22 protein-coding genes are annotated in these 19,491 nt (G+C 59.6%); 15 read left to right on the top strand and 7 right to left on the bottom strand.

Annotation, left to right across the window (positions count from 1 at the left end; all coding sequences use genetic code 11):
• Window positions 1-364 precede the first annotated feature (364 nt).
• From EQW76_RS08675 to motA, 6 genes are all read right to left on the bottom strand, one after another.
• Entirely contained in the window at window positions 365-805 is a 441-nt protein-coding gene (locus EQW76_RS08675; RefSeq protein WP_142823998.1) for a hypothetical protein, read from the bottom strand.
• A gap of 3 nt (window positions 806-808) precedes the next feature.
• The gene (gene flhB, locus EQW76_RS08680) at window positions 809-1,888 is read right to left on the bottom strand and encodes a flagellar biosynthesis protein FlhB (RefSeq protein ID WP_142823999.1); all 1,080 of its coding nucleotides are present in this window, start codon (window positions 1,886-1,888) and stop codon (window positions 809-811) included.
• A gap of 128 nt (window positions 1,889-2,016) precedes the next feature.
• On the bottom strand, window positions 2,017-3,057 hold the full coding sequence (gene fliG, locus EQW76_RS08685) for a flagellar motor switch protein FliG (protein ID WP_111216802.1): 1,041 nt from the start codon (window positions 3,055-3,057) through the stop codon (window positions 2,017-2,019).
• 29 nt (window positions 3,058-3,086) lie between these two features.
• A complete protein-coding gene (fliN, locus tag EQW76_RS08690) occupies window positions 3,087-3,641 on the bottom strand; it encodes a flagellar motor switch protein FliN (RefSeq protein ID WP_142824000.1) in 555 nt (184 codons plus the stop codon).
• 66 nt (window positions 3,642-3,707) lie between these two features.
• Window positions 3,708-4,643 (bottom strand): FliM/FliN family flagellar motor switch protein, encoded by a 936-nt coding sequence (locus EQW76_RS08695; RefSeq protein WP_142824449.1) that lies wholly within the window; start codon window positions 4,641-4,643, stop codon window positions 3,708-3,710.
• Window positions 4,644-4,645: 2 nt separating this feature from the next.
• Window positions 4,646-5,518, bottom strand: coding sequence for a flagellar motor stator protein MotA (gene motA, locus EQW76_RS08700; RefSeq protein WP_142824001.1), 873 nt, complete (start codon window positions 5,516-5,518; stop codon window positions 4,646-4,648).
• 226 nt (window positions 5,519-5,744) lie between these two features.
• On the opposite strand from motA, the gene flgF reads away from it, so the two are divergent.
• From flgF to fliP, 13 genes are all read left to right on the top strand, one after another.
• Entirely contained in the window at window positions 5,745-6,482 is a 738-nt protein-coding gene (flgF, locus tag EQW76_RS08705) for a flagellar basal-body rod protein FlgF (RefSeq protein WP_142824002.1), read from the top strand.
• An 11-nt stretch (window positions 6,483-6,493) separates the two neighbouring features.
• A complete protein-coding gene (gene fliI, locus EQW76_RS08710; RefSeq protein ID WP_142824003.1) occupies window positions 6,494-7,945 on the top strand; it encodes a flagellar protein export ATPase FliI in 1,452 nt (483 codons plus the stop codon).
• 1 nt (window position 7,946) lies between these two features.
• A complete protein-coding gene (locus tag EQW76_RS08715) occupies window positions 7,947-8,504 on the top strand; it encodes a flagellar protein (protein ID WP_142824004.1) in 558 nt (185 codons plus the stop codon).
• A gap of 199 nt (window positions 8,505-8,703) precedes the next feature.
• Window positions 8,704-9,096, top strand: a complete 393-nt coding sequence (gene flgB, locus EQW76_RS08720) for a flagellar basal body rod protein FlgB (RefSeq protein WP_142824005.1) — start codon at window positions 8,704-8,706, stop codon at window positions 9,094-9,096.
• A 3-nt stretch (window positions 9,097-9,099) separates the two neighbouring features.
• Window positions 9,100-9,513, top strand: a complete 414-nt coding sequence (flgC, locus tag EQW76_RS08725; protein WP_142824006.1) for a flagellar basal body rod protein FlgC — start codon at window positions 9,100-9,102, stop codon at window positions 9,511-9,513.
• 2 nt (window positions 9,514-9,515) lie between these two features.
• A complete protein-coding gene (locus EQW76_RS08730) occupies window positions 9,516-9,890 on the top strand; it encodes a flagellar hook-basal body complex protein FliE (RefSeq protein WP_142824007.1) in 375 nt (124 codons plus the stop codon).
• A gap of 17 nt (window positions 9,891-9,907) precedes the next feature.
• On the top strand, window positions 9,908-10,696 hold the full coding sequence (gene flgG, locus EQW76_RS08735; RefSeq protein ID WP_111216819.1) for a flagellar basal-body rod protein FlgG: 789 nt from the start codon (window positions 9,908-9,910) through the stop codon (window positions 10,694-10,696).
• A gap of 17 nt (window positions 10,697-10,713) precedes the next feature.
• Entirely contained in the window at window positions 10,714-11,205 is a 492-nt protein-coding gene (flgA, locus tag EQW76_RS08740) for a flagellar basal body P-ring formation chaperone FlgA (protein WP_142824008.1), read from the top strand.
• Complete coding sequence (locus EQW76_RS08745) at window positions 11,202-12,320, top strand: flagellar basal body P-ring protein FlgI (RefSeq protein ID WP_111216822.1); 1,119 nt, start codon at window positions 11,202-11,204, stop codon at window positions 12,318-12,320. Before flgA ends, EQW76_RS08745 begins: the two co-directional genes overlap by 4 nt.
• The gene (locus tag EQW76_RS08750; protein WP_202617127.1) at window positions 12,317-12,868 is read left to right on the top strand and encodes a MotE family protein; all 552 of its coding nucleotides are present in this window, start codon (window positions 12,317-12,319) and stop codon (window positions 12,866-12,868) included. Before EQW76_RS08745 ends, EQW76_RS08750 begins: the two co-directional genes overlap by 4 nt.
• Window positions 12,865-13,578, top strand: a complete 714-nt coding sequence (flgH, locus tag EQW76_RS08755; RefSeq protein WP_142824009.1) for a flagellar basal body L-ring protein FlgH — start codon at window positions 12,865-12,867, stop codon at window positions 13,576-13,578. Before EQW76_RS08750 ends, flgH begins: the two co-directional genes overlap by 4 nt.
• Window positions 13,579-13,614: 36 nt before the next feature.
• Window positions 13,615-14,121 carry a flagellar basal body-associated FliL family protein gene (locus tag EQW76_RS08760; RefSeq protein ID WP_142824010.1) on the top strand — a complete coding sequence of 169 codons (507 nt, stop codon included), beginning with the start codon at window positions 13,615-13,617 and terminating at the stop codon, window positions 14,119-14,121.
• Window positions 14,118-14,855, top strand: coding sequence for a flagellar type III secretion system pore protein FliP (fliP, locus tag EQW76_RS08765; RefSeq protein ID WP_142824011.1), 738 nt, complete (start codon window positions 14,118-14,120; stop codon window positions 14,853-14,855). The genes EQW76_RS08760 and fliP overlap by 4 nt, the downstream gene beginning before the upstream one ends.
• Window positions 14,856-14,919: 64 nt before the next feature.
• Here fliP and EQW76_RS08770 read toward each other — a convergent pair whose 3' ends face one another.
• The gene (locus tag EQW76_RS08770) at window positions 14,920-16,863 is read right to left on the bottom strand and encodes a glycosyl transferase (protein ID WP_142824012.1); all 1,944 of its coding nucleotides are present in this window, start codon (window positions 16,861-16,863) and stop codon (window positions 14,920-14,922) included.
• Between the two features lie 324 nt (window positions 16,864-17,187).
• Between EQW76_RS08770 and EQW76_RS08775 the strand changes: the two genes are divergently transcribed.
• The gene (locus EQW76_RS08775) at window positions 17,188-18,102 is read left to right on the top strand and encodes a flagellin (protein ID WP_142824013.1); all 915 of its coding nucleotides are present in this window, start codon (window positions 17,188-17,190) and stop codon (window positions 18,100-18,102) included.
• Window positions 18,103-18,361: 259 nt separating this feature from the next.
• Entirely contained in the window at window positions 18,362-19,282 is a 921-nt protein-coding gene (locus tag EQW76_RS08780) for a flagellin (RefSeq protein ID WP_142824014.1), read from the top strand.
• Window positions 19,283-19,491 lie beyond the last annotated feature (209 nt).

Consider the following 19,491-nt stretch of genomic DNA (forward strand, 5'->3'; position numbering starts at 1 on the left):
TGCCGGGCCGCCTGTCTCGCGTTAGCGGTCGATTGCATGAAAGGCTCAGGCAGGTCTGCCATGCAGCAGATGGGTTCGCCTGAACTTCGACGCCAAGTAATAGCCCGCTCGAAACGGGTGTCATGTTAAACATAAATAATCAGAATATCGCGGATATGACCACATTTTCGCCGATAAAGCGGGATTAGGGGTCGGAATTACAGAAAAGTAATTCAAATCGCAGCCAGCATTACTCCGTGGCAATGTTGGCCGCCATGCCGTGTAATGCTGCAGGGATGCGGGGCTGAACACGTCGGACAAAAAACCAGGGCGACGGTCATGCGTCGCCCTGGTTTCGTAATGGGATTTCGGCAGTTCAGACGCTTCAGGCGTCCATCGCCGGGGATGTCGGTATGGTGTAACGTGCCTGGCTGAGGCTCTGGGCGAGCATAGCCGTATTTTCGTCCGGATCGCTCGACGGATTGTCGAAGGCGATGTGGTTGATCTCCACGCCGGCATGGTGTTCGGTCAACGCCAGCTTGGCGTAGACGGTTATGCCGACCGGTTTGATCTCGAGGTCGATGCTGACTTCCGCCGGGCCGCCCCATTCGAGGGCATAGTCGCCCCCTAGGCCAAAATTGACCGTGCCCGGAAGGAAGTAGAGTTCTGCGGCAGAGGCAACCAGGTCGGCAAGGTTGCCATAGGATTCAAAACGCAGCAGGGAAATCAGGTCCGCTGCGTCAAGCAGTCTCAGTTCGCTTGCCACAGGGCTAATGGCCTCGGCAAGGATCTGTTCGCGTTTTTCGGAGTAGGGGCATCTTTTCATTCGTTATGGTACCCGCTTATTATTTGATTTCGCCGCATAGATACGATGAATCAGTTCTGCGACGGCCTTAAAAAATACTGACGGGATGACACTATCGACCGAGACTTGCGCAAACATGGAGCGCGCAAGTGGCGGATCCTCGAACACCGGGATGTTGTTTTCCTCGGCAATTTCCCTGATTTTGAGTGCAATCAGGTCCTGGCCTTTTGCCACGACGACCGGCGCATCGTTTTCCGACCTGACGTAACGTAGCGCCACGGCAAAGTGGGTCGGGTTGGCGATGACAAGTGTTGCGCGCGAAACGTTCTTCATCATCCGCCGGCGAGCCCTGTCGCGGGCGATCGATCTCTGGCGTGCCTTGACGATAGGGTCGCCCTGCGACTGCTTGAATTCGTCCTTGACGTCCTGCTTCGTCATGCGCAGCTGGTCGTACCAATGGTAGCGCGTCCAGAACAAATCGATGATACCGACGATCGCGGTCGCCAGCAGCACGACCACAAGGATTTTCTTGATGATGCTCGCAAGCCGGACGAAAATCGTCTGCGGATCGGAAAACATCGAATCGATCGAGCTGAAGAACTCGCTGCGCAGCACGAAAAACATGATGATCCCGACAACGACGATCTTCATCATCGATTTGCCGAATTCCACCAGTCCGGGGACGCTGAAGATGCGCTTCCAGCCGGCAACCGGCGAAATGCGCGATATCTGCGGCCGGATGCGATCGAGCACGGGTGAGGGCAGGTGCTGGGCGACCGAGGAACTGATGCCGAACAGGAAGAACAGCACGACCGCCGGTAACAGCAGGTTGCCAACTTCCCAGCCGATCTTGACGAACAGCGACATCACGTCAGAGCCGGTTTCCAGGCTCCATTGGTCCGGATTTTCGAACAGGTCGCGAAGCACCTGGCCCATCCGGGCCATCCGATCCGGCAGGAAGAAGATCATGTAGATGAAGGTGGCAAGCATGGAGGCAAACAGCGTTGCCTCCCGTGACATCGGGATATTGCCCTTGTCTGTCGCTTCCCGAAGTTTTTTCTCGGTCGGATTCTCGGTCTTGCTGTCTTTGTCCTCGTCGGCCAAATCCGCTGCCCTTTTCAAACCGAAAGGCCGCGCATCATGCGCAGCCTGATCTTTGTGAGAGTCTAGACCTCCCGGTCGCCGGGTTCAACTCGGGCTATGTGCCGTAACGGCCTTGTCAACAGCTGCGGTTAAGCGGCCTCGGTGTCGGCAACGACGGGTTCCTTGAGCTGGATCTGGCCGGAATTGGCCAGCCGGATCGCTTCCTGGGCAATTGCGCGGCGGGCGATGGCGATCTCGCGTGGGTTGATACCGTTCGTACCGGCGGCAAGATCCGATTCGATCATGCGACGCTGGCGCGGGCTGATCGAGGCAAGCACCGTCTCGCGCATCTCGCCGGAAGACCCGCGCAAGGCCATCGTCAGGATGTCGGCGGAGATGTCGTTGAGCAGCAGGACGCGGCCGCGCTGCGGCATAAGCATCAGGTCGTCGAACAGGAAGATCTTCGGACGGACCTTGTCGACGGAAGCCTGGCTCAACGTTTCGAGCGAGCTCAGCAGCGTATCGACCTGCGGCTTCTCCATTTCGTTCATCAGTTCCGCAACCTTGGCCGAGCCGCCTGCGTTGCGTTCCATCTCGATCTCCGCCAACAGCGCCACGACGCGGTTTTCGATGATCTGTGCCGCCTTCGGACTGACGTCCTTGAGGTTGACCGTCCGGTTCATGATGTCGGCGCGCTGGGCGTCCGGGATCTGCATCAACACCTTGGCACCGAACGACGATGGCATCATCGACAGGATGTAGGCGATGGTCTGCGGATGCTCTTTCAGGAGGAAGCTGCCGACAAAAGCCGGTTCGCCTTCGCCGAGGCGGTCCCAGATCGACGTTTCGAAGGCCTGGAAGGCTGTGCGACGGCCGAGCAGGCTGTCGACCTCGTCTGGCGTCAGGCCCTCCTCGAGAATGCTCTCGATAGCCTTGGCGTTATCCATCAGACCGGCACCTTCGGTGAACAGGTCTTCGAATTCGGCAACGAGGATTGCCAGTTCGTCCGGGGGAATGGGGCGCAGCGACTGGGCGGACGAAATGATCAGCTGCAATTCGTGCTGGGTAAAATATTTCAACAAACGTCCCGCGACCTCCTTGCCCATGGCAAGAAGGACGGCCGCGGCTTTTTCAGCCTGAGATAACGGTTTCTCGGCTACAGCGCCGCCGAAATCGTCAAAGTCCATCATGGTCTTCTCCGTCCCAGACTTGGGGGGTATTAGGCTTTCTTCGTGCCCAAGACTTCAATTAGCTTGATCCCGAAGCGCGTATCGTCATTTTCCAGCACGGTGATTTCGCCACGAGCAATCCGCCGACCGTTGACCGTGATCTCGACCGGCTCGCCGATTTTCTTGTCGAGGGCGATGATCGCCCCTTCCGTCAAATTCATCAGGCCGGAGACCTGCATGCGGCTGCTGCCAAGCACGATCTGGACATCGATCGGGATGTCCATGATCAGGTCCATGTTCGACGTCAGCGCGCTGCCTGGCGCCTGCTGTGTCTCGAACGACGAACCGCCGAAATCTCCGAGGTCGCTAAGATCCGAATCTGTCGATGCGCTATCATCGCCGAAATCGCCAAAACTGGAAAGGCTCATCGGCGAGGCTGCAGCGTCGTCGTCCTCAGCGCCGAAATCGCCGCCGAAGTCTGAAAGGTCGCCGGCATCCTTTTTCAGGACGCCGCGCAAACCGTCGATCGCATCGTTCAACTCGTCCTCGTTGCCGGGCAGGTCGAGAGCGTCTTCGCCAACAGTTTTTGTTTTCCTGGGTGCCATAACTTTACTATTCCATTTGAAACTTGCCTCAAGCTGCCGTTGGCAGCCCCGGGCTTTGGAAACCGATCAATTCATGAGGTGCTTGAGCAATTCGCTATCGGAGTTGACGGTGTCCTTGACACGCACCGTGTAGTTTTCGCCGGACTTGCCGAATTCGCAGATGTAGATGTCCTTGCCGTTGGCGCTGACCTCGACGTTCACATCGCTGCTGTCCATGAACGGAATGACGTCGCCGACGGCAAGCTTGGAGATTGTCTCCAGCGTCAGCGATTGCAGCCGGATGCGGGCGTCGATCGTCACATGGGAACGGTGAACCTGCTCCGTGATCTGTTGGGTCCAAGCTTCCGACTTCACCGTCTGGTTCTTCGCCTTCGGTGGCGTGACGACGGTTTTCAAGAGGACCTTCTGCGGCACCACCAGCATGAAATGCGATGTGGCGGCGCCCAGCTTGATCGACATCTTGATGGCTGCCGCATACTCGTCCGGCTGGCCTTCCGCCGGCGGCTTGCCGTCTTCGATATTCTGCGCTGGCTCGAGGTAGGGCTCGAAACCGCCCGGTGCGTTGACGGCGGAGCGCAGCACGCTGGCGATCTTGTCGAACACCATGACGGCAAGGTCGAGCTCCATTAGCGAGAGCGGCCGCAGCTTCGGCGTTGTGATGGTCTCGGGCATCGCGCCCAGCATCCGCTCCATCAGCGTCAGGATAAATCCGGCGCCGCAGCCGAGCACGAAGTTCGGCGACCAGTTGCGCAACGAGCCGTGGACGACGGCGACGTTCGCGCCGAGCCCTTCGATCAGCTCGTCCATGGCGCCGGTCTTGCTGCCGGCATAGGAGACGACGACGTCGATGCCGATCTCGCTCTTGATAAGGTCAGGCAGGAATTCGCTGTAGACCTGACCGATCGAGGCACAAAGTTTCTCGACCCGTTGGTGATCGCCCAGGCCGCCGGTCAGCTTGGCGAGAAGGGTCGGACTCATCGGCGTACGCGGTGTATCATCCATCATCAAGCTGCCTTGTTCTCGCCGCCCGGATTCATCATTTCCTGCTCGACGGCATCGATCGAGGGACGCTCATAAGCCGAAATTGTCTTGCGGCCGTATTCCAAGGCAACCTGCGGTACGGAGCCGTTCATGTAGGCGAGCAGCGTTTGCTTGACGATGACATAGAGGCGATGCTGCTTGCTGCGGACGATCTTGATCTGCGAAACCAGCGGCGCGCACACCGAATAGGACAGCAGGATGCCGAGGAAGGTGCCGACCAGTGCCGAGCCGATCAACTCGCCCAGCACTTCCGGCGGATCGTTGATATGGCTCATGGCCTTGATGACGCCGAGAACGGCCGCGACGATACCGATAGCCGGGAAGGCGTCGCCCATCGTCGTGATCGCGTAGAATGGCTTCATCTTGTCATGCAGGATGGTGTTGATTTCCTCGTCCATCAGCGCCTCGATCTCGTGTGAGCGGGCATTGCCGATGATGATCAGGCGGACATAGTCGCAGATGAAGGCCGTCAGTTCCTTGTTCTTCAGGATCGTCGGAGCCGTCTGGAAGATCGAGGATTCGTCCGGATTGTCGATGTGTGCTTCGATCTCGTTGCGCGACTTGGTGCGCAGGTCGCGCATCAGGGCATAGAGGACGCCGAGCACGTCGAGGTAGTTGCGTTCCTTTGGCACCGAATGCTTGAACGCCTCGCCCAGTGCCTTCCCGGAATCCTTGATGACTTTCATGGTGTTGGCCATGATGAAGCCGCCGAAGCCGGCACCCCCGATCACCAGGAACTCGAATGGCTGCATAAGCGCACCGAGATGGCCACCCATGGCCATAAAGCCACCGATGATGCAACCAAAGGTCACAACGAATCCGATTATGATGTTCATCGACGGTCCATACCTGACGTTGTTTCTGATGTCTGGAGTAGGTTGCCTATCTTGCGTGAGGCTGTTTCCCACGCCGTTTTTGCCAAGTCTTCCATAGTGTCAGCTTCGCACAAGGAAGTGCTGAGATAAGGCAGGGCAAGGGCATCCATGCCCATCTAACGAATGGACATGCACGTCACCGGCGGCTTCCATTTCCGTTATTCTCCAATGTCCGGAGGGCGTTGCCATGCAGTCTGGTATCTATGTGTCTCTATCCTCGCAGATGGCCCTCGAGCGGCGGCTGACGACGATCGCCGATAACATGGCCAATGTGAACACCACTGGCTTTCGCGGCACGGAGGTCAAGTTCAACCAGGTGCTCAGCAACACCGACAACAAGCTCGGCTCCAAGGTCGCCTTCGTGACGCAAGGCAACGATTATCTTTCAACCGAGTCCGGCGAACTGCAGAATACCGGCAGCCTGTTCGACTTCGCGGTCAAGGGCGATGCCTGGTTCGGCATCAATACTCCCGCCGGCACAGTTCTGACACGCGACGGACGGTTTTCGATGACATCGACTGGAGCCCTTGTATCGGAGCGGGGCTTCCCTGTCCTCGATCCCAATGGCGGGCAGATCCAGCTCAATCCGCAGGGCGGAGAGCCTAATGTCACGGCCAACGGCGAGATCTTCCAGAACAACAAGCAGATGGGCACGATCGGTCTCTACACCGCCGACCTCAGCAAGGGCTTCGTGCGATATTCCAACAGCGGCATCATTGCCTCGCAGACACCGCAGGCGGTCGTCGACAGTTCCAAGGTCGGCGTTGCTCAAGGATATCTCGAAAATTCCAACGTCAATGGCATGCGCGAGATGACGCAGCTGATCGAAGTCAGCCGCGCCTTCGACAACATATCGACGCTGACGGGCTCGAGCGAAAGCTCGCTCGACGAGGCAATCAAGACCCTCGGCAGCAAGTCATCTTAAGGGGTCGGTAGATGGATCAACTCGAAGACACGATCTTGGATCCGCTAGGCCTCGAAGATCCGGATGAGACGCCGGCGGCCCCTGTGCTCCCGGAAATACCGATTTCGCAGAAGCTTGGGCAACTCGCCGAGCTTGCCCGCTACTACGGCACGCCGGAGAACGCCGTTGCCCATGGCGGCCATGTCAGGACCATTGCCGCTGGCCACTACACCGTCTCCGGCCTCTCGCGGCACGTCCGGCTTGGCGAATTCGTCGGCCATCTGTCTCCGACGGGCGTCCACCTCGGCGAAGTCGTGCGGGTCGAGCAGGACCTGATCTTCGTCTGCCCGATCGAGCCGGGCGAGCCGATCGGCATTCACGACAAGGTCATCCAGAAGGGTGCCTTCCGTATCAGCCCATCCAGCGACTGGTGTGGGCGCACGATCAATTCGCTGGGCGAGCCTATCGATGGGCTGGGTCCCCTGACGCAAGGCTCCACGCCCCGCTCGATCTCAAACCTCGCCCCGCCGTCGATGACCCGTCAGCGCGTTGAGACCGGGTTCAAGACCGGCGTCCGCGCCATCGATATCTTTACGCCGCTGTGCCTCGGCCAGCGCCTCGGCATTTTTGCCGGCTCTGGCGTCGGCAAATCGACGCTGCTGTCGATGCTGGCGCGCGCCGAGGCTTTCGACAAGGTCGTCATCGCGCTGGTCGGCGAGCGTGGCCGCGAAGTCCGCGAGTTCATCGAAGACACGCTCGGTCCGCATATGAGCAAGTCGGTCGCAGTCGTCGCCACCAGCGATGAAAGCCCTATGCTGCGCAAGATGGCGCCGCTCGCAGCCATCACCATCGCCGAACATTTTCGCGATGCCGGCGACAATGTGCTTCTGATCGTCGACAGCGTCACGCGCTTTGCCCACGCCATCCGCGAAGTCGCGACGGCGTCCGGCGAGCCGCCGATTGCCCGTGGCTATCCGGCCTCTGTGTTTACCGAACTGCCGCGCCTGCTCGAGCGCGCCGGTCCCGGCCCGGAAGGTACCGGGACGATCACCGCGATCATCTCGATCCTGGTCGACGGCGACAATCACAACGACCCGATCGCCGATTCCACCCGCGGCATTCTCGATGGCCATATCGTCCTGCAGCGCAGCCTAGCCGAAGAGGGACGCTATCCGCCGATCGATCCGCTGTCGTCAGTCTCGCGTCTTGCCCGAAAGGCATGGACGCCGGACCAGGAGAAGCTGGTGTCGCGGCTGAAGTCTCTCGTCCACCGCTTCGAGGAAACTCGAGATCTCCGTCTCATCGGCGGTTACCGGGCCGGCAGTGACGCGGACGTCGACATGGCGATCAAGCAGGTCCCGCTCATCTACGACGTTCTTAAGCAGTTGCCGAACGATCGCCCCTCGATCGATGCCTTCACCGACCTTGCAACGGCGTTGAAGAATGGTGCTGCCGCCCCGGCCAACGCAAGACCCAGAGGCTGACGTGAAAGCAATCGATACAGACGCCGGCGCAAAGCCGTTGACGGAGCAGAAGCGCAAGCGTGTCTTGCGTGGCGATACGGCGCTGAAGGGTGCTGGTCTGGCGCTGGCCGCACTGTCGGCTTTCTTCCCCTGGTATGTATTCCTGAACCCCGACAAGTTCGGCATGCAGGTGGCTGAGGGCGAACGCACCCGTGCTTTGCCGAGCAGCTGGGAGCAGCGCAACGTCTTCAGCGTCTCTCCGATGGGATTGGCCAACAGCAACGAGACGGACAGCAAGCCCCTGGTCGATACCGATCGATTGACCACGGCGACGACCGGCACCGCCGCTCCCGCCGACGTCAAAGGCGCCGATGCCGAAAACCAGCCGTTTCCGGGCGTGTCCGATTTTCGCCTGCTGCACGTTTCCAACGGGCGTGCGCTCATCCAGGATGCAGCCGGCATGTATGTCGTGAGGATCGGGTCTGTCCTTCCCGACAACAGCCGCCTTTCGCGCCTCGAGCAGCGCAAGGGCAAGTGGGTGATGATCACCTCGACCGGCGCTGTCTACGACGCCAACTGACGGCGCGCCTTTTGGGCGCTTCGTTTCATGGAAAAACCTCCCGACGGAAGGACGGCAGCATCGCCCGCGCGGTGCTGGGCGGAGAGGCGTATCGGCGACGGCCGCGCATATTCGAAGTTACGCAATCAAACGCGTTTGCCGCAAGTCCCACGCAAGATTACCGGCCTAGTGTCTAGGCATACGAATGGAGATGATCCCCATGCAACCGATCCAGCTTTTTGACCTAGCATCGCGCCAAGCAGAATGGTTGTCGGTGCGTCAGCAGGTGGTTGCAGGCAACATCGCCAACGCCAACACCCCCAAATTCCATGCCAAGGACGTCACGCCGTTCGAAGCCGTGCTCAACAACCAGACGGTTGGCATGGCGCGCACGAACCCGGCGCATCTTTCAGGCACCGAAATGGGCAGCACCGACAAAATCGGTGTCGAGGAAGCCTCTCTAAACCAGGAAATCGGTGTCCAGGAATCGGGCAACACCGTTGGCCTGGAATCCGAACTGACCAAGACCGGTGAAATTCAGCGGCAGTACGGTTTGAACACCGCCCTCGTCAGTTCCTTCAATCGCATGATGATGATGGTCGTGGGGAAATAAAAAATGGATCCATTAACTGCTGCCATGAAGGTGGCAGGCTCAGGTCTCGAAGCTCAATCGACCCGCCTGCGCATCGTTTCGGAAAATATCGCAAACGCCCGTTCGACGGGCGACACGCCGGGCGCCAACCCCTACCGCCGCAAGACGGTAACCTTTGGCGCCGAACTCGACCATACCAACAACCTGACCACGGTCGGCGTCAAGAAAGTCGGTCAGGACCAGGGCAAGTTCGTCGAGGAATACGACCCCGGCAATCCAGCTGCGGACCAGAGGGGCTACGTCAAGATGCCGAATGTCAACGTTCTCGTTGAAATGGCCGATATGCGCGAAGCCAATCGCTCCTACGAGGCCAATCTCCAGACGATCAAGCAATCGCGCGATCTAATCAATTCCACCATCGATTTGTTGAAGTCCTGATCATGATTGACGCTATCAAAAGTCTCACCTCACTTTCTTCGATGACGCGCGGCCTCGGCAGCGTTTCGGAAGATGCGTCCTCGTCGCTGACAACAGGCTTGATGCCCGGCCTGTCGACTGGCGTGACCACCCCGGGTGCAACGCCTGGCGCCGACACCGGCATGAGCTTTGCTTCTGTCATGAGCAACATGGCCAAGGATACGGTCAGCACCCTGAAGGGAGCTGAAGCGGCTTCCTTCGCCGGTATCAAGGGCACCATGGGCACTCGCGAGGTGGTCGATGCCGTCATGCAGGCCAACCAGACCCTGCAAACGACCGTCGCAGTCCGTGACAAGCTTGTTTCGGCCTTCCTAGACATCACGAAAATGCAGATTTAACGGGATCGGACGAAGACATGAGAGCGCTTGCCATTGCGGCTACGGGCATGGATGCCCAGCAGACCAATCTCGAGGTCATCGCGAACAATATCGCGAACATCAACACGACGGCTTACAAGCGCTCCCGCGCCGAGTTTTCGGACCTTCTCTACCAGACGGAACGGGCCAAGGGCATCTCCAACCGCCCCAACCAGGCAGCCGTACCCGAGGGCGCCAATATCGGTCTCGGCGTGCAGACGTCCGCCGTCCGCAACATTCATATCCAGGGCGAGCTGTCGCAGACCGAGAACGATCTCGACGTCGCGGTTGTCGGTCGTGGCTGGTTCCAGATCCAGATGCCTGACGGCACGACGGCCTACACCCGCGCCGGCTCCTTCAACAAGAGCGACACCGGCCAGATCGTCACCGTAGACGGCAATGTCCTGCAGCCTGGGATCACCGTTCCAAGCAACGCCAGCAAGATCACGATCAGCACCTCCGGCGAAATTTCCGCCACCATCGGCACGTCGGCCACGCCGACGATCCTTGGGCAAATGCAGCTCGCCAATTTCGTCAACGAGGCAGGCCTGCAGCCCATGGGCAGCAATCTGTTCACCCAGACCCCGGCCTCTGGCGATCCCGTCGTTTCCAATCCCAATCTCGATGGCTTCGGCGCGATCAAGCAGGGCTACCTGGAATCGTCGAACGTCGACCCGGTGAAGGAAATCACCGAGCTGATTACGGCCCAGCGCGCTTATGAAATGAATTCCAAGGTTATCACCACGGCCGACGACATGGCCTCGGTGGTCAGCAAAAACCTCAAGTAGCAAAGAGAGAGCCGGACATGATCGTTCGCCAGGCAAAAAGCGTTGCAGTCGCGTGGCTCGCCGTCGTCGGCCTGGCCTGCGGGTTCGTGCTGGCCCCCAGCGCCAGTGCGGAAGATCTGGGAATGGGCAAGGCGGTCGTTCCGACGGAAGCCATCTATCCCGGAGACGTTATCAGCAGCGGTCAGCTGGAAGAGGTGCAGATCACCAATCCGAACCTCACCGGCGACTTCGCCCGCTCGATCGACGAGGTCGTCGGTCGGGTGTCGAAGCGGACATTGCTCTCCGGACGTACGATCGCGATCTCTGCGCTTCGCCAGCCCTTTGCCGTGACGCGCGGTTCCAACGTCCGGCTGGTGATGAGCATGGGCGATATGATGATTTCGGCTGCCGGAACGCCCCTCGACGACGGTTCTATCGGTGACAAGGTCCGCGCCCGCAACATCGATTCCGGCATCATCGTCAACGGCACGGTCCTCGAGAACGGTACGATCCGTGTGGTAGCAAAATGAGAAGCCTGCGTCTTTTCCTGGCCATCCTGCTGATGCTGCCGAGCCTGACCGCACCCGGTCCGGCGGCAGCGATGAGTTCGCGCATCAAGGACATTGCCTCGCTGCAGGCCGGCCGCGACAACCAGCTGATCGGCTACGGCCTGATCGTCGGCCTGCAGGGCACCGGCGACGGCCTGCGCTCGTCGCCGTTCACCGAGCAATCGATGCGCGCCATGCTCCAGAATCTCGGTATCTCGACGCAAGGCGGCCAGTCCAGCGCGAAGAACACCGCCGCTGTCATGGTCACCTCGAACCTTCCGCCATTCGCCAGCCCCGGCAGCCGCATCGACGTGACGGTCAGCTCGCTTGGCGACGCAAGCTCGCTGCGCGGTGGTACGCTGATCATGACATCGCTCAGCGGTGCCGACGGCCAGATCTATGCCGTCGCGCAAGGCTCCGTCATCGTTTCGGGCTTTCAGGCCCAGGGCGCGGCAGCAACGGTGACCGAGGGCGTCACGACTGCCGGTCGCGTGCCCGGAGGCGCCATCGTCGAGCGCGAGCTGCCGTCGCGCTTCAAGGACTCGGTCAATCTCGTCCTGCAGCTGCGCAACCCCGATTTCTCGACCTCGATCCGCATCGCCGACACGGTCAATGCCTACGCCTCGTCCCGTTTCGGCGCGCCGATTGCCGAAGCCAAGGATTCGCAGGAAGTGGCGATCGCCAAGCCGAAGACGGCCGATCTTACCCGATTGATGGCCGATCTCGAAAATCTCGAAGTCCAGACCGATACGCCGGCCAAGGTCGTCATCAACGAGCGCACCGGAACGATCATCATCGGCGCCGACGTCCGGGTCTCGCCGGTTGCCGTGAGCTATGGAACGCTGACCGTTCAGGTCAGCGAGAACCCGCAGATCATCCAGCCGCAGCCATTCAGCAACGGCGAGACGGCCGTCCAGGACCAGACCGACATCTCGGCGACCAAGTCCGGCGGCCGCGTCGCAGTCCTGCAGGGGCCCGACCTGAAGACCCTGGTGTCCGGTCTCAACAATATCGGCGTCAAGCCCGATGGCATCATCGCCATTCTCCAGGGCATAAAATCGGCTGGCGCACTGCAAGCGGAGCTCGTTCTTCAATGATGGGTAGAGACGTCCTCGTGCATCTTCGGGCGAACTGCAAGACTGTCGCCCTGGCGGCGGTCGGTGCGGCGCTGCTGATCATCCCCGGTGCGTTTGCCGAGGATACGGCAAAGCCGGCGGTCGATCCATCGAGCAGCCAGGATGAGATCCGCCAGTTCTGCACCAATATCGCGGAGCCGGCTCGCGACCAGCGCTACCTGCTGCAGAAGCAGGCGCTTGAAAAACTTCAGGCCGATGTCGACGTCCGCATTGCCATCATGGACCAGCGCAAGGCTGAGTACGAGGACTGGCTGAAGCGCCGCAACGATTTCCTTGCCAAGGCTGATGACGGCCTGGTCCAGATCTACAAGAACATGAAGCCGGATGCCGCCGCCGCCAGCCTCAACGACGTGAAGATCACCATCGCTTCTGCGATCATCATGAAGCTGAAACCAAGCCAGGCAAGCCTCATCCTCAGCGAAATGGACCCGCAGAAGGCGGCGACCGTGACCAACATCATGTCCAGCGCGTCTGATCCGAACACGTCGAAGGCCAAGGACACACAATGAACAAGTCGCTCCCCGTCACATTGGCTGCAATGGTGTTCCTCGGCGGTTGCCAGTCGCAGGCGATCAAGGAAATCGGTCGGGCGCCGGCCATGAGCCCGATCGGCAGCGGGCTGCAATATGCCCAGACGCCGCAGATGTCTCTCTATCCGAAGCGGCCGCATCAGGTGGCACAGGGCTATTCGCTGTGGAGCGATTCGCAGGCGGCGCTGTTCAAGGACGCCCGCGCGTTGAATGTCGGCGACATCATGACGGTCAACATATCGATCAACGACAAGGCCAACTGGGATAACGAGACCAATCGCGACCGGACCAACAAGAGCGGCATGAACTACGACGTCAACGCCAATATTCTGGGCTGGAACCCGAAGACGTCGGGCGCCGGGACATACGGCTCTGACACCTCAACCGATGCCAAGGGCAAGATGCAGCGCTCCGAGCAGGTCACACTGCTGGTGGCCGCCGTCGTCACCGGCATCCTGGAGAATGGCAACCTCGTCATCAGCGGCTCGCAGGAAGTTCGCATGAACCAGGAAATCCGCATTCTCAACGTCGCCGGTATCGTCCGGCCGCAGGATGTCACCGCTGAGAATACCATCTCATACGAGAAGATCGCCGAAGCCCGCATCTCTTACGGCGGTCGCGGTCGCCTGACGGAAATCCAGCAGCCGCCGCGCGGCCAGCAGGCTGTCGACCTTCTGTCGCCATTGTAGCGGCTGTAGACGAGATACAATGAAAGGCGGACCGTCATGGCAGACGACGAAGACGGCAAGAAAAAGAAGAGTACCCTGATCCCGTTGATCGGCGGCGTGCTGGTGCTGACCCTGGTCGGCGCCGGCGGCGGCTGGGCCATCGGCAATATGGTCGCTCCGAAGATACTTACAGCTGAAAAGGCCCAGGCAGCCGAGGCCAAGCCCGAGGCCGGCGGCAAGAAGGGTGAGGACGGCGCGTTGCCAACCGTTGTCCCCGAGGCCAACGGTATCCTCCAGCTGGACCCCATCACGTCCAACCTTGCCTACCCGTCGGAAAACTGGGTTCGGCTCGAGGTCGCGCTGATGTTCAAGGGGCCGACGGACGTCAAGATGGCCGAAGATATCCACCAGGATATCCTCGCCTATATCCGCACGGTTTCCCTCCAGCAGATCGAGGGTCCGCGCGGCTTTCAATATCTTAGGGACGACATTCAGGAACGTGTTGACCTGCGCTCGGAAGGGCGCGTATCGAAGGTGATGTTCAGAACCTTCGTCATCGAATGATTCGATTTCTATGCCTTTTCATCGCCATCATGGCGGTGCCCGAGTTGGCGGCGGCGCAACAGCTTCCGACAGACCTGTTCAACGCGCCTGTCAGCGGCTCGGCGGCGGCCTGGATCATCAGGACATTCGGCCTTCTGACCATCCTGTCGGTGGCTCCGGGCATCCTGGTGATGGTCACCAGCTTCCCGCGCTTCATTATCGCATTTTCGATCCTGCGCTCCGGCATGGGCCTCTCCACCACCCCGTCCAACATGATCCTGCTAAGCCTGGCGCTGTTCATGACTTTCTATGTCATGGCACCGACTTTCGACCAGGCATGGAAGGATGGCGGCGCGCCGCTTCTGGCAAACCAGATTAACGAGACGGAGGCCGTGCAGCGCATTGCCGAACCGTTTAGAACCTTCATGTCCGCCAATACGCGTGAGAAGGACATCAAGCTGTTCGTCGATCTCGCCCAGGAGCGCGGCCAGACGGTCGTCGTCGACAGCAAGATCGACTACCGTGTTCTTATCCCGGCCTTCATGATTTCCGAGATCCGCCGCGGCTTCGAAATCGGCTTCCTCGTCGTACTGCCGTTCCTGGTGATCGATCTCATCGTCTCGACCATCGTCATGGCGATGGGCATGATGATGCTGCCGCCGACATCCATCTCGCTGCCGTTCAAGATCCTGTTCTTCGTGCTGATCGACGGCTGGAACCTGCTGGTCGGCAGCCTCGTCCGATCCTTCCACTGACCTGATTTGATGTAAGTCGTGACGCCAGCGCGCCGGCGCCGGAGTATCCCCCGGCGCGCGCGAACTATTCTGCGGCGATAGCGTGCGGATTTTCGTCCTCGACCATGAACGGCACGGTGCGCGGGGGCAGGGCAGGCACATCGAAGTGCTCTGGCTCCAGCCCCTGTCTGCCGCGCTCGTACATCGTTTCAAAAGCCATCTGCAGGTGATCGCAGAAGCGCTCCGCGTCGAACAGCGGCATGACGTAGCGGTTGCGGATCAGCCGTTCCTTGTATTCCTGCACGCGAGCGCGATCGTTGGCCAGCGCAACGGCCATGTCCTCGTAGCCCTGCATGTCCGGGGCAACCAGTTCGGGTACGCCGATGGCATTCAGCAGGCTCTCGCTGACCCTGGAGGCGAAGTTCGTACCCTTGAGAGTGAGGACGGGCAGGCCGCCCCAGAGCTGTTCGGACGTCGTTGTATGGCCGTTGACCGGGAAGGTGTCGATGCCGAGGTCGGCCAGCGCCTGGCGGTCGATATGCTCGTCATAGCGGATGCGGGTGGTGAATACGATGCGCTTGCGATGAATGCCGCGTGCCTCGAAGCGGGCGGCAAGATTGGCTTCCGCGCGCGGTCCGTTGCAGACGACCCAGAGCACGGTGTTCTTGGTCCGCCTGAGGATATTGCACCAGACGTCGACCATCTGGGAGGTAATCTTGCGGTTGCCGTTGAATGACGCAAACACGAAGGCGTCTTCCGGCAGGCCGTGCTTGGCACGGCTGGTCGGGCGCGGCTTCGGGCGATGGGTCGGATCGTTCGGCTGGTAGCATTCCGGCAACCTGCAGAACTTTTCGTGGAAATGCGCCTTGGAGTGATCGGGAAGCACATAGTGGTCGCCGATGATGTAGTCGAGGTCGATGTTGACGGTCGTGCCGGGAAAGCCAAGCCAGGCTACCTGGATCGGCGCCGGCATGTGGTTGAGGATCTTTGCCCTGGTATCCTTGGTGTGGCCCTTGAGATCGACGAGAATGTCGATGTTATGCGACCGGATGAGATCCGCTGCTGCCTTGTCGCTCATGTCGCGGACATCGACGACACGGCCCCATTTGGAAAAGTCGAAAGGTTGGGCCTGCTGGCTGTCCAGCGGAGAATGATCGAAGAGGACGATCTCGAAGCGATCCCTGTCCTGCAACTCGAGAACACGCTGCATCAGCTTCATCGTCGCATGGCCAGGCCAGAAGTCCGATGACAGATAGCCGAGGCGGATCTTCTCGCCCCATGTGTGTGGCATCTTGCGGCGCTTGTCGCTGTGTCCCTCGGCAATCGGCGACGAATCGTGCACCGCAAGCTTGTTCAGCGCCTCGTCGCCACACCAGTGCAGGTGGAAGAAGGGGTTGTCGTAGCGGACGTAGTCGAGCTTGCCCGCAGCCGTTGCCGCATAAACGGGTGCTGCCTGGATATCGATGGTGGCAAGATCCGAGAACTCGCGGCTGAAGATCAGGCTGAGCGTCCGGAAGGTGATGTTGTCGGGATATCGCTTGAAAAGCGTTGTCGCGATATGGCGGTTGCCATCGTCGTAGAGATCGTCGCTGAGAAGCTTGGCCGCCAGCGTCAGATGGCGCAGGTGCAACCCGTCTGCCAGGATTTTCTTGAGGCCGCCCAGCAGTGCCTTCTGCTGTCGCGCGAGCAGGATGGTGGCCAGCACATAGGCCACGTCGGGGTCCTTGAGCGCCAAAGGGAAGATCAGCGAGCCGATGGCCAGTGCTGCGTCTTCATTGCCGCTCTCGAAGTGCAGCAGCAGGGCGTCGCGCAGATATTCCTCCCGCACGGGCTTCTGGCGACCCGCGAGTTCGAACGAACTGGCCGCCTCGGATTTGAAGCCGAGTTTCTGCAGTGTCTTCCCAAGCAGGGCGTAGGTCTTCGGCGAGGTATCGACGTCGATCAGCGCGTTGAGCGCCTCGAGGGCCCGCGTGTAGTGGCCTTTTCGGTAGTGATCGGAGGCGATCGAAAAAGCAGCTTTGTAATTCAAGAGCCAAACTCCACGCGGATCGTGATGACAGTCAGGGACGGACGACGCCCGTCTCCAGAGATTCGAGTGCCATAATGGCGCCCGGACCTTGCGTCAGGCCGGAGCGTAAATTAGCGGATTCAGCAGTCGTTAATGATGACTCCAAGGACTCCGGCGGTTCCAAAAGGATTTAAGTAGTTGGAAATAAATAGATGTGATTTTGATCACACATGACGGGTTTGGTGTCCATTGCGATGGCACCGAGGCATGAAGCCGCTCCGTGATCGCCGGTAAAGAAGTCCGGTAATGTCCCTCCATTTGTATCCAGTCCAGGGGACAAGCCTAATGACGAGTATTCAGACCAACAACTCCGCAATGGCAGCACTGCAGACACTGCGGAATGTCAACACCAACCTGAACAGCACGCAGACCGCTGTTTCTACCGGCCTGCGCATTTCCAAGGCCTCCGACAACGCCACATACTGGTCGGTTGCCACGACGATGAAGTCTGACGTCGGCGCCCTCAGTGCCGTCTCCGATACGCTCGGTCTCGGTGCTGCAAAGGTCGACACAGCCTACACCGCAATGGACAGCGCCATCGACATCGTCGGCCAGATCAAGGACAAGCTCGTCACTGCCAAGGAAGGCAGCGTCGACAAGACCAAGGTTCAGGCTGAACTTACACAGCTCCAGGCGCAGCTGAAAAGCGTTGCCCAGTCGGCTTCGTTCAACGGCGAAAACTGGGTCGTTGCCGCTTCCGGTGGCGATGCTTCGGTCGTCTCTTCCTTCGTTCGCAATTCCTCGGGCGGCGTGTCGGTATCTTCCGCAAGCTACACCTTCAACGCAGGTGCAAAGGGCAACGTTCTGTTCGGTTCGAGCGGTGGCAGCATCGATCTGACGTCGGGCATTCTCGGCACCAAGGACACCAGCGCCGGCAACTTCTCGGTCGCCAGCCTTGATATCTCCGGCATGACCGGCGGCCAGATCGACAGCGCCATGAACATGGTGGAAACAGCTCTGTCGTCGATGACAAGCGCTGCTGCACAGCTGGGTTCGCTGTCCAGCCGTATCGACCTGCAGACGACGTTTGCATCGTCGCTGAGCGACGCCATCACCTCGGGTGTTGGCAAGCTGGTCGACGCCAACATGGAAGAAGAATCGAGCAAGCTGTCTGCCCTGCAGACACAGCAGCAGCTGGCCATCCAGTCGCTCTCGATCGCTAACTCCTCGTCGCAGAGCATCCTGTCGCTCTTCCGTTAAGGCTAAAAATACCGATCGTTCGCGATCGGTAAACCTTCCTAAACAAAGAATTAACCGCGCCTCTCTAAGGCGCGGTTTTTTTTAATCTATTTCTTCTTTGACGTTCTTCTTTCCTTAACTGTATTGGTGTCATCTAGGCCTATGAAACGGTGAGTTAATCCTAACATTAAAGGTTAACAGGCATGATGCTGGATGCCGTTTCCGGCCCTGACCCGGAATGTCCCTTCTATTAACCAGTGCCAAAGGGGCAATGAATCCTATGACGAGCATCAACACCAACAATGCAGCAATGTCCGCTCTGCAGACACTGCGCAATGTCAATGCCAATTTGACGAACACGCAGACCGCCGTTTCGACAGGCCTGCGCATTTCCAAGGCTGCCGACAACGCTACCTATTGGTCGGTCGCTACCACGATGAAGTCCGACGTCGGCGCCCTCGGTGCCGTATCCGACGCCCTCGGCCTCGGTGCTGCCAAGGTCGACACAGCCTACACTGCCATGGACAGCTCGATCTCCATCGTCAGCCAGATCAAGGACAAGCTCGTCACTGCCAAGGAAGGCAGCGTCGACAAGTCCAAGGTCCAGGGCGAACTCACCCAGCTGCAGGCGCAGCTGAAGAGCGTTGCCACGTCGGCTTCGTTCAACGGCGAAAACTGGGTCGTTGCAGCTTCCGGCGGTTCCGCTTCGGTCGTGTCTTCCTTCGTTCGTAATGCTTCCGGCGGCGTTTCCGTCACCACGTCGGCCTTTGCCTTCGACGCCAGCTCGCAGGGCAACGTCCTGTTCGGCTCCGACGGCTCCGGCGGTGCCAACCTGACCACCGGTATCCTCGGCTCCGCCGAGACAATCGGCTCGTCGAGCTTCTCGGTCTACAGCCTTGACATCAAGGGCATGACCGGCGCCGGCATCGATAGCGCCATGAACATGGTTGAAGCTGCTCTGTCTGCCATGACGAGTGCTGCTGCACAGCTGGGTTCGCTGTCGAGCCGCATCGATCTGCAGACATCGTTTGCCTCTTCGCTCAGCGACTCCATCACCTCGGGTGTTGGCAAGCTGGTCGATGCCAACATGGAGCAGGAATCGAGCAAGTTGTCTGCCCTGCAGACGCAGCAGCAGCTGGCCGTCCAGTCGCTGTCGATCGCCAACTCCTCGTCGCAGAGCATCCTGTCGCTCTTCCGTTAAGAACCGCAGGGTAAAAGCTTCGGCCGCTGATCGAACTCTTAAAAATAGGTTAACCGCGCCCCTCTAAGGCGCGGTTTTTTTTATCTAAATTTTCATCAGGTGTTCAGTTTTCATTAACCATGATGGTGTCATCTAGGGTCATTGAAACGGCAAGTTAACCTCTGCGATTTGGGTTGCTAGGCATGATGCTGAAAGCTGTTTCCGGCACA

This window comes from Rhizobium sp. rho-13.1, from assembly GCF_007000305.1.
Taxonomy (GTDB): domain Bacteria; phylum Pseudomonadota; class Alphaproteobacteria; order Rhizobiales; family Rhizobiaceae; genus Rhizobium; species Rhizobium rhododendri.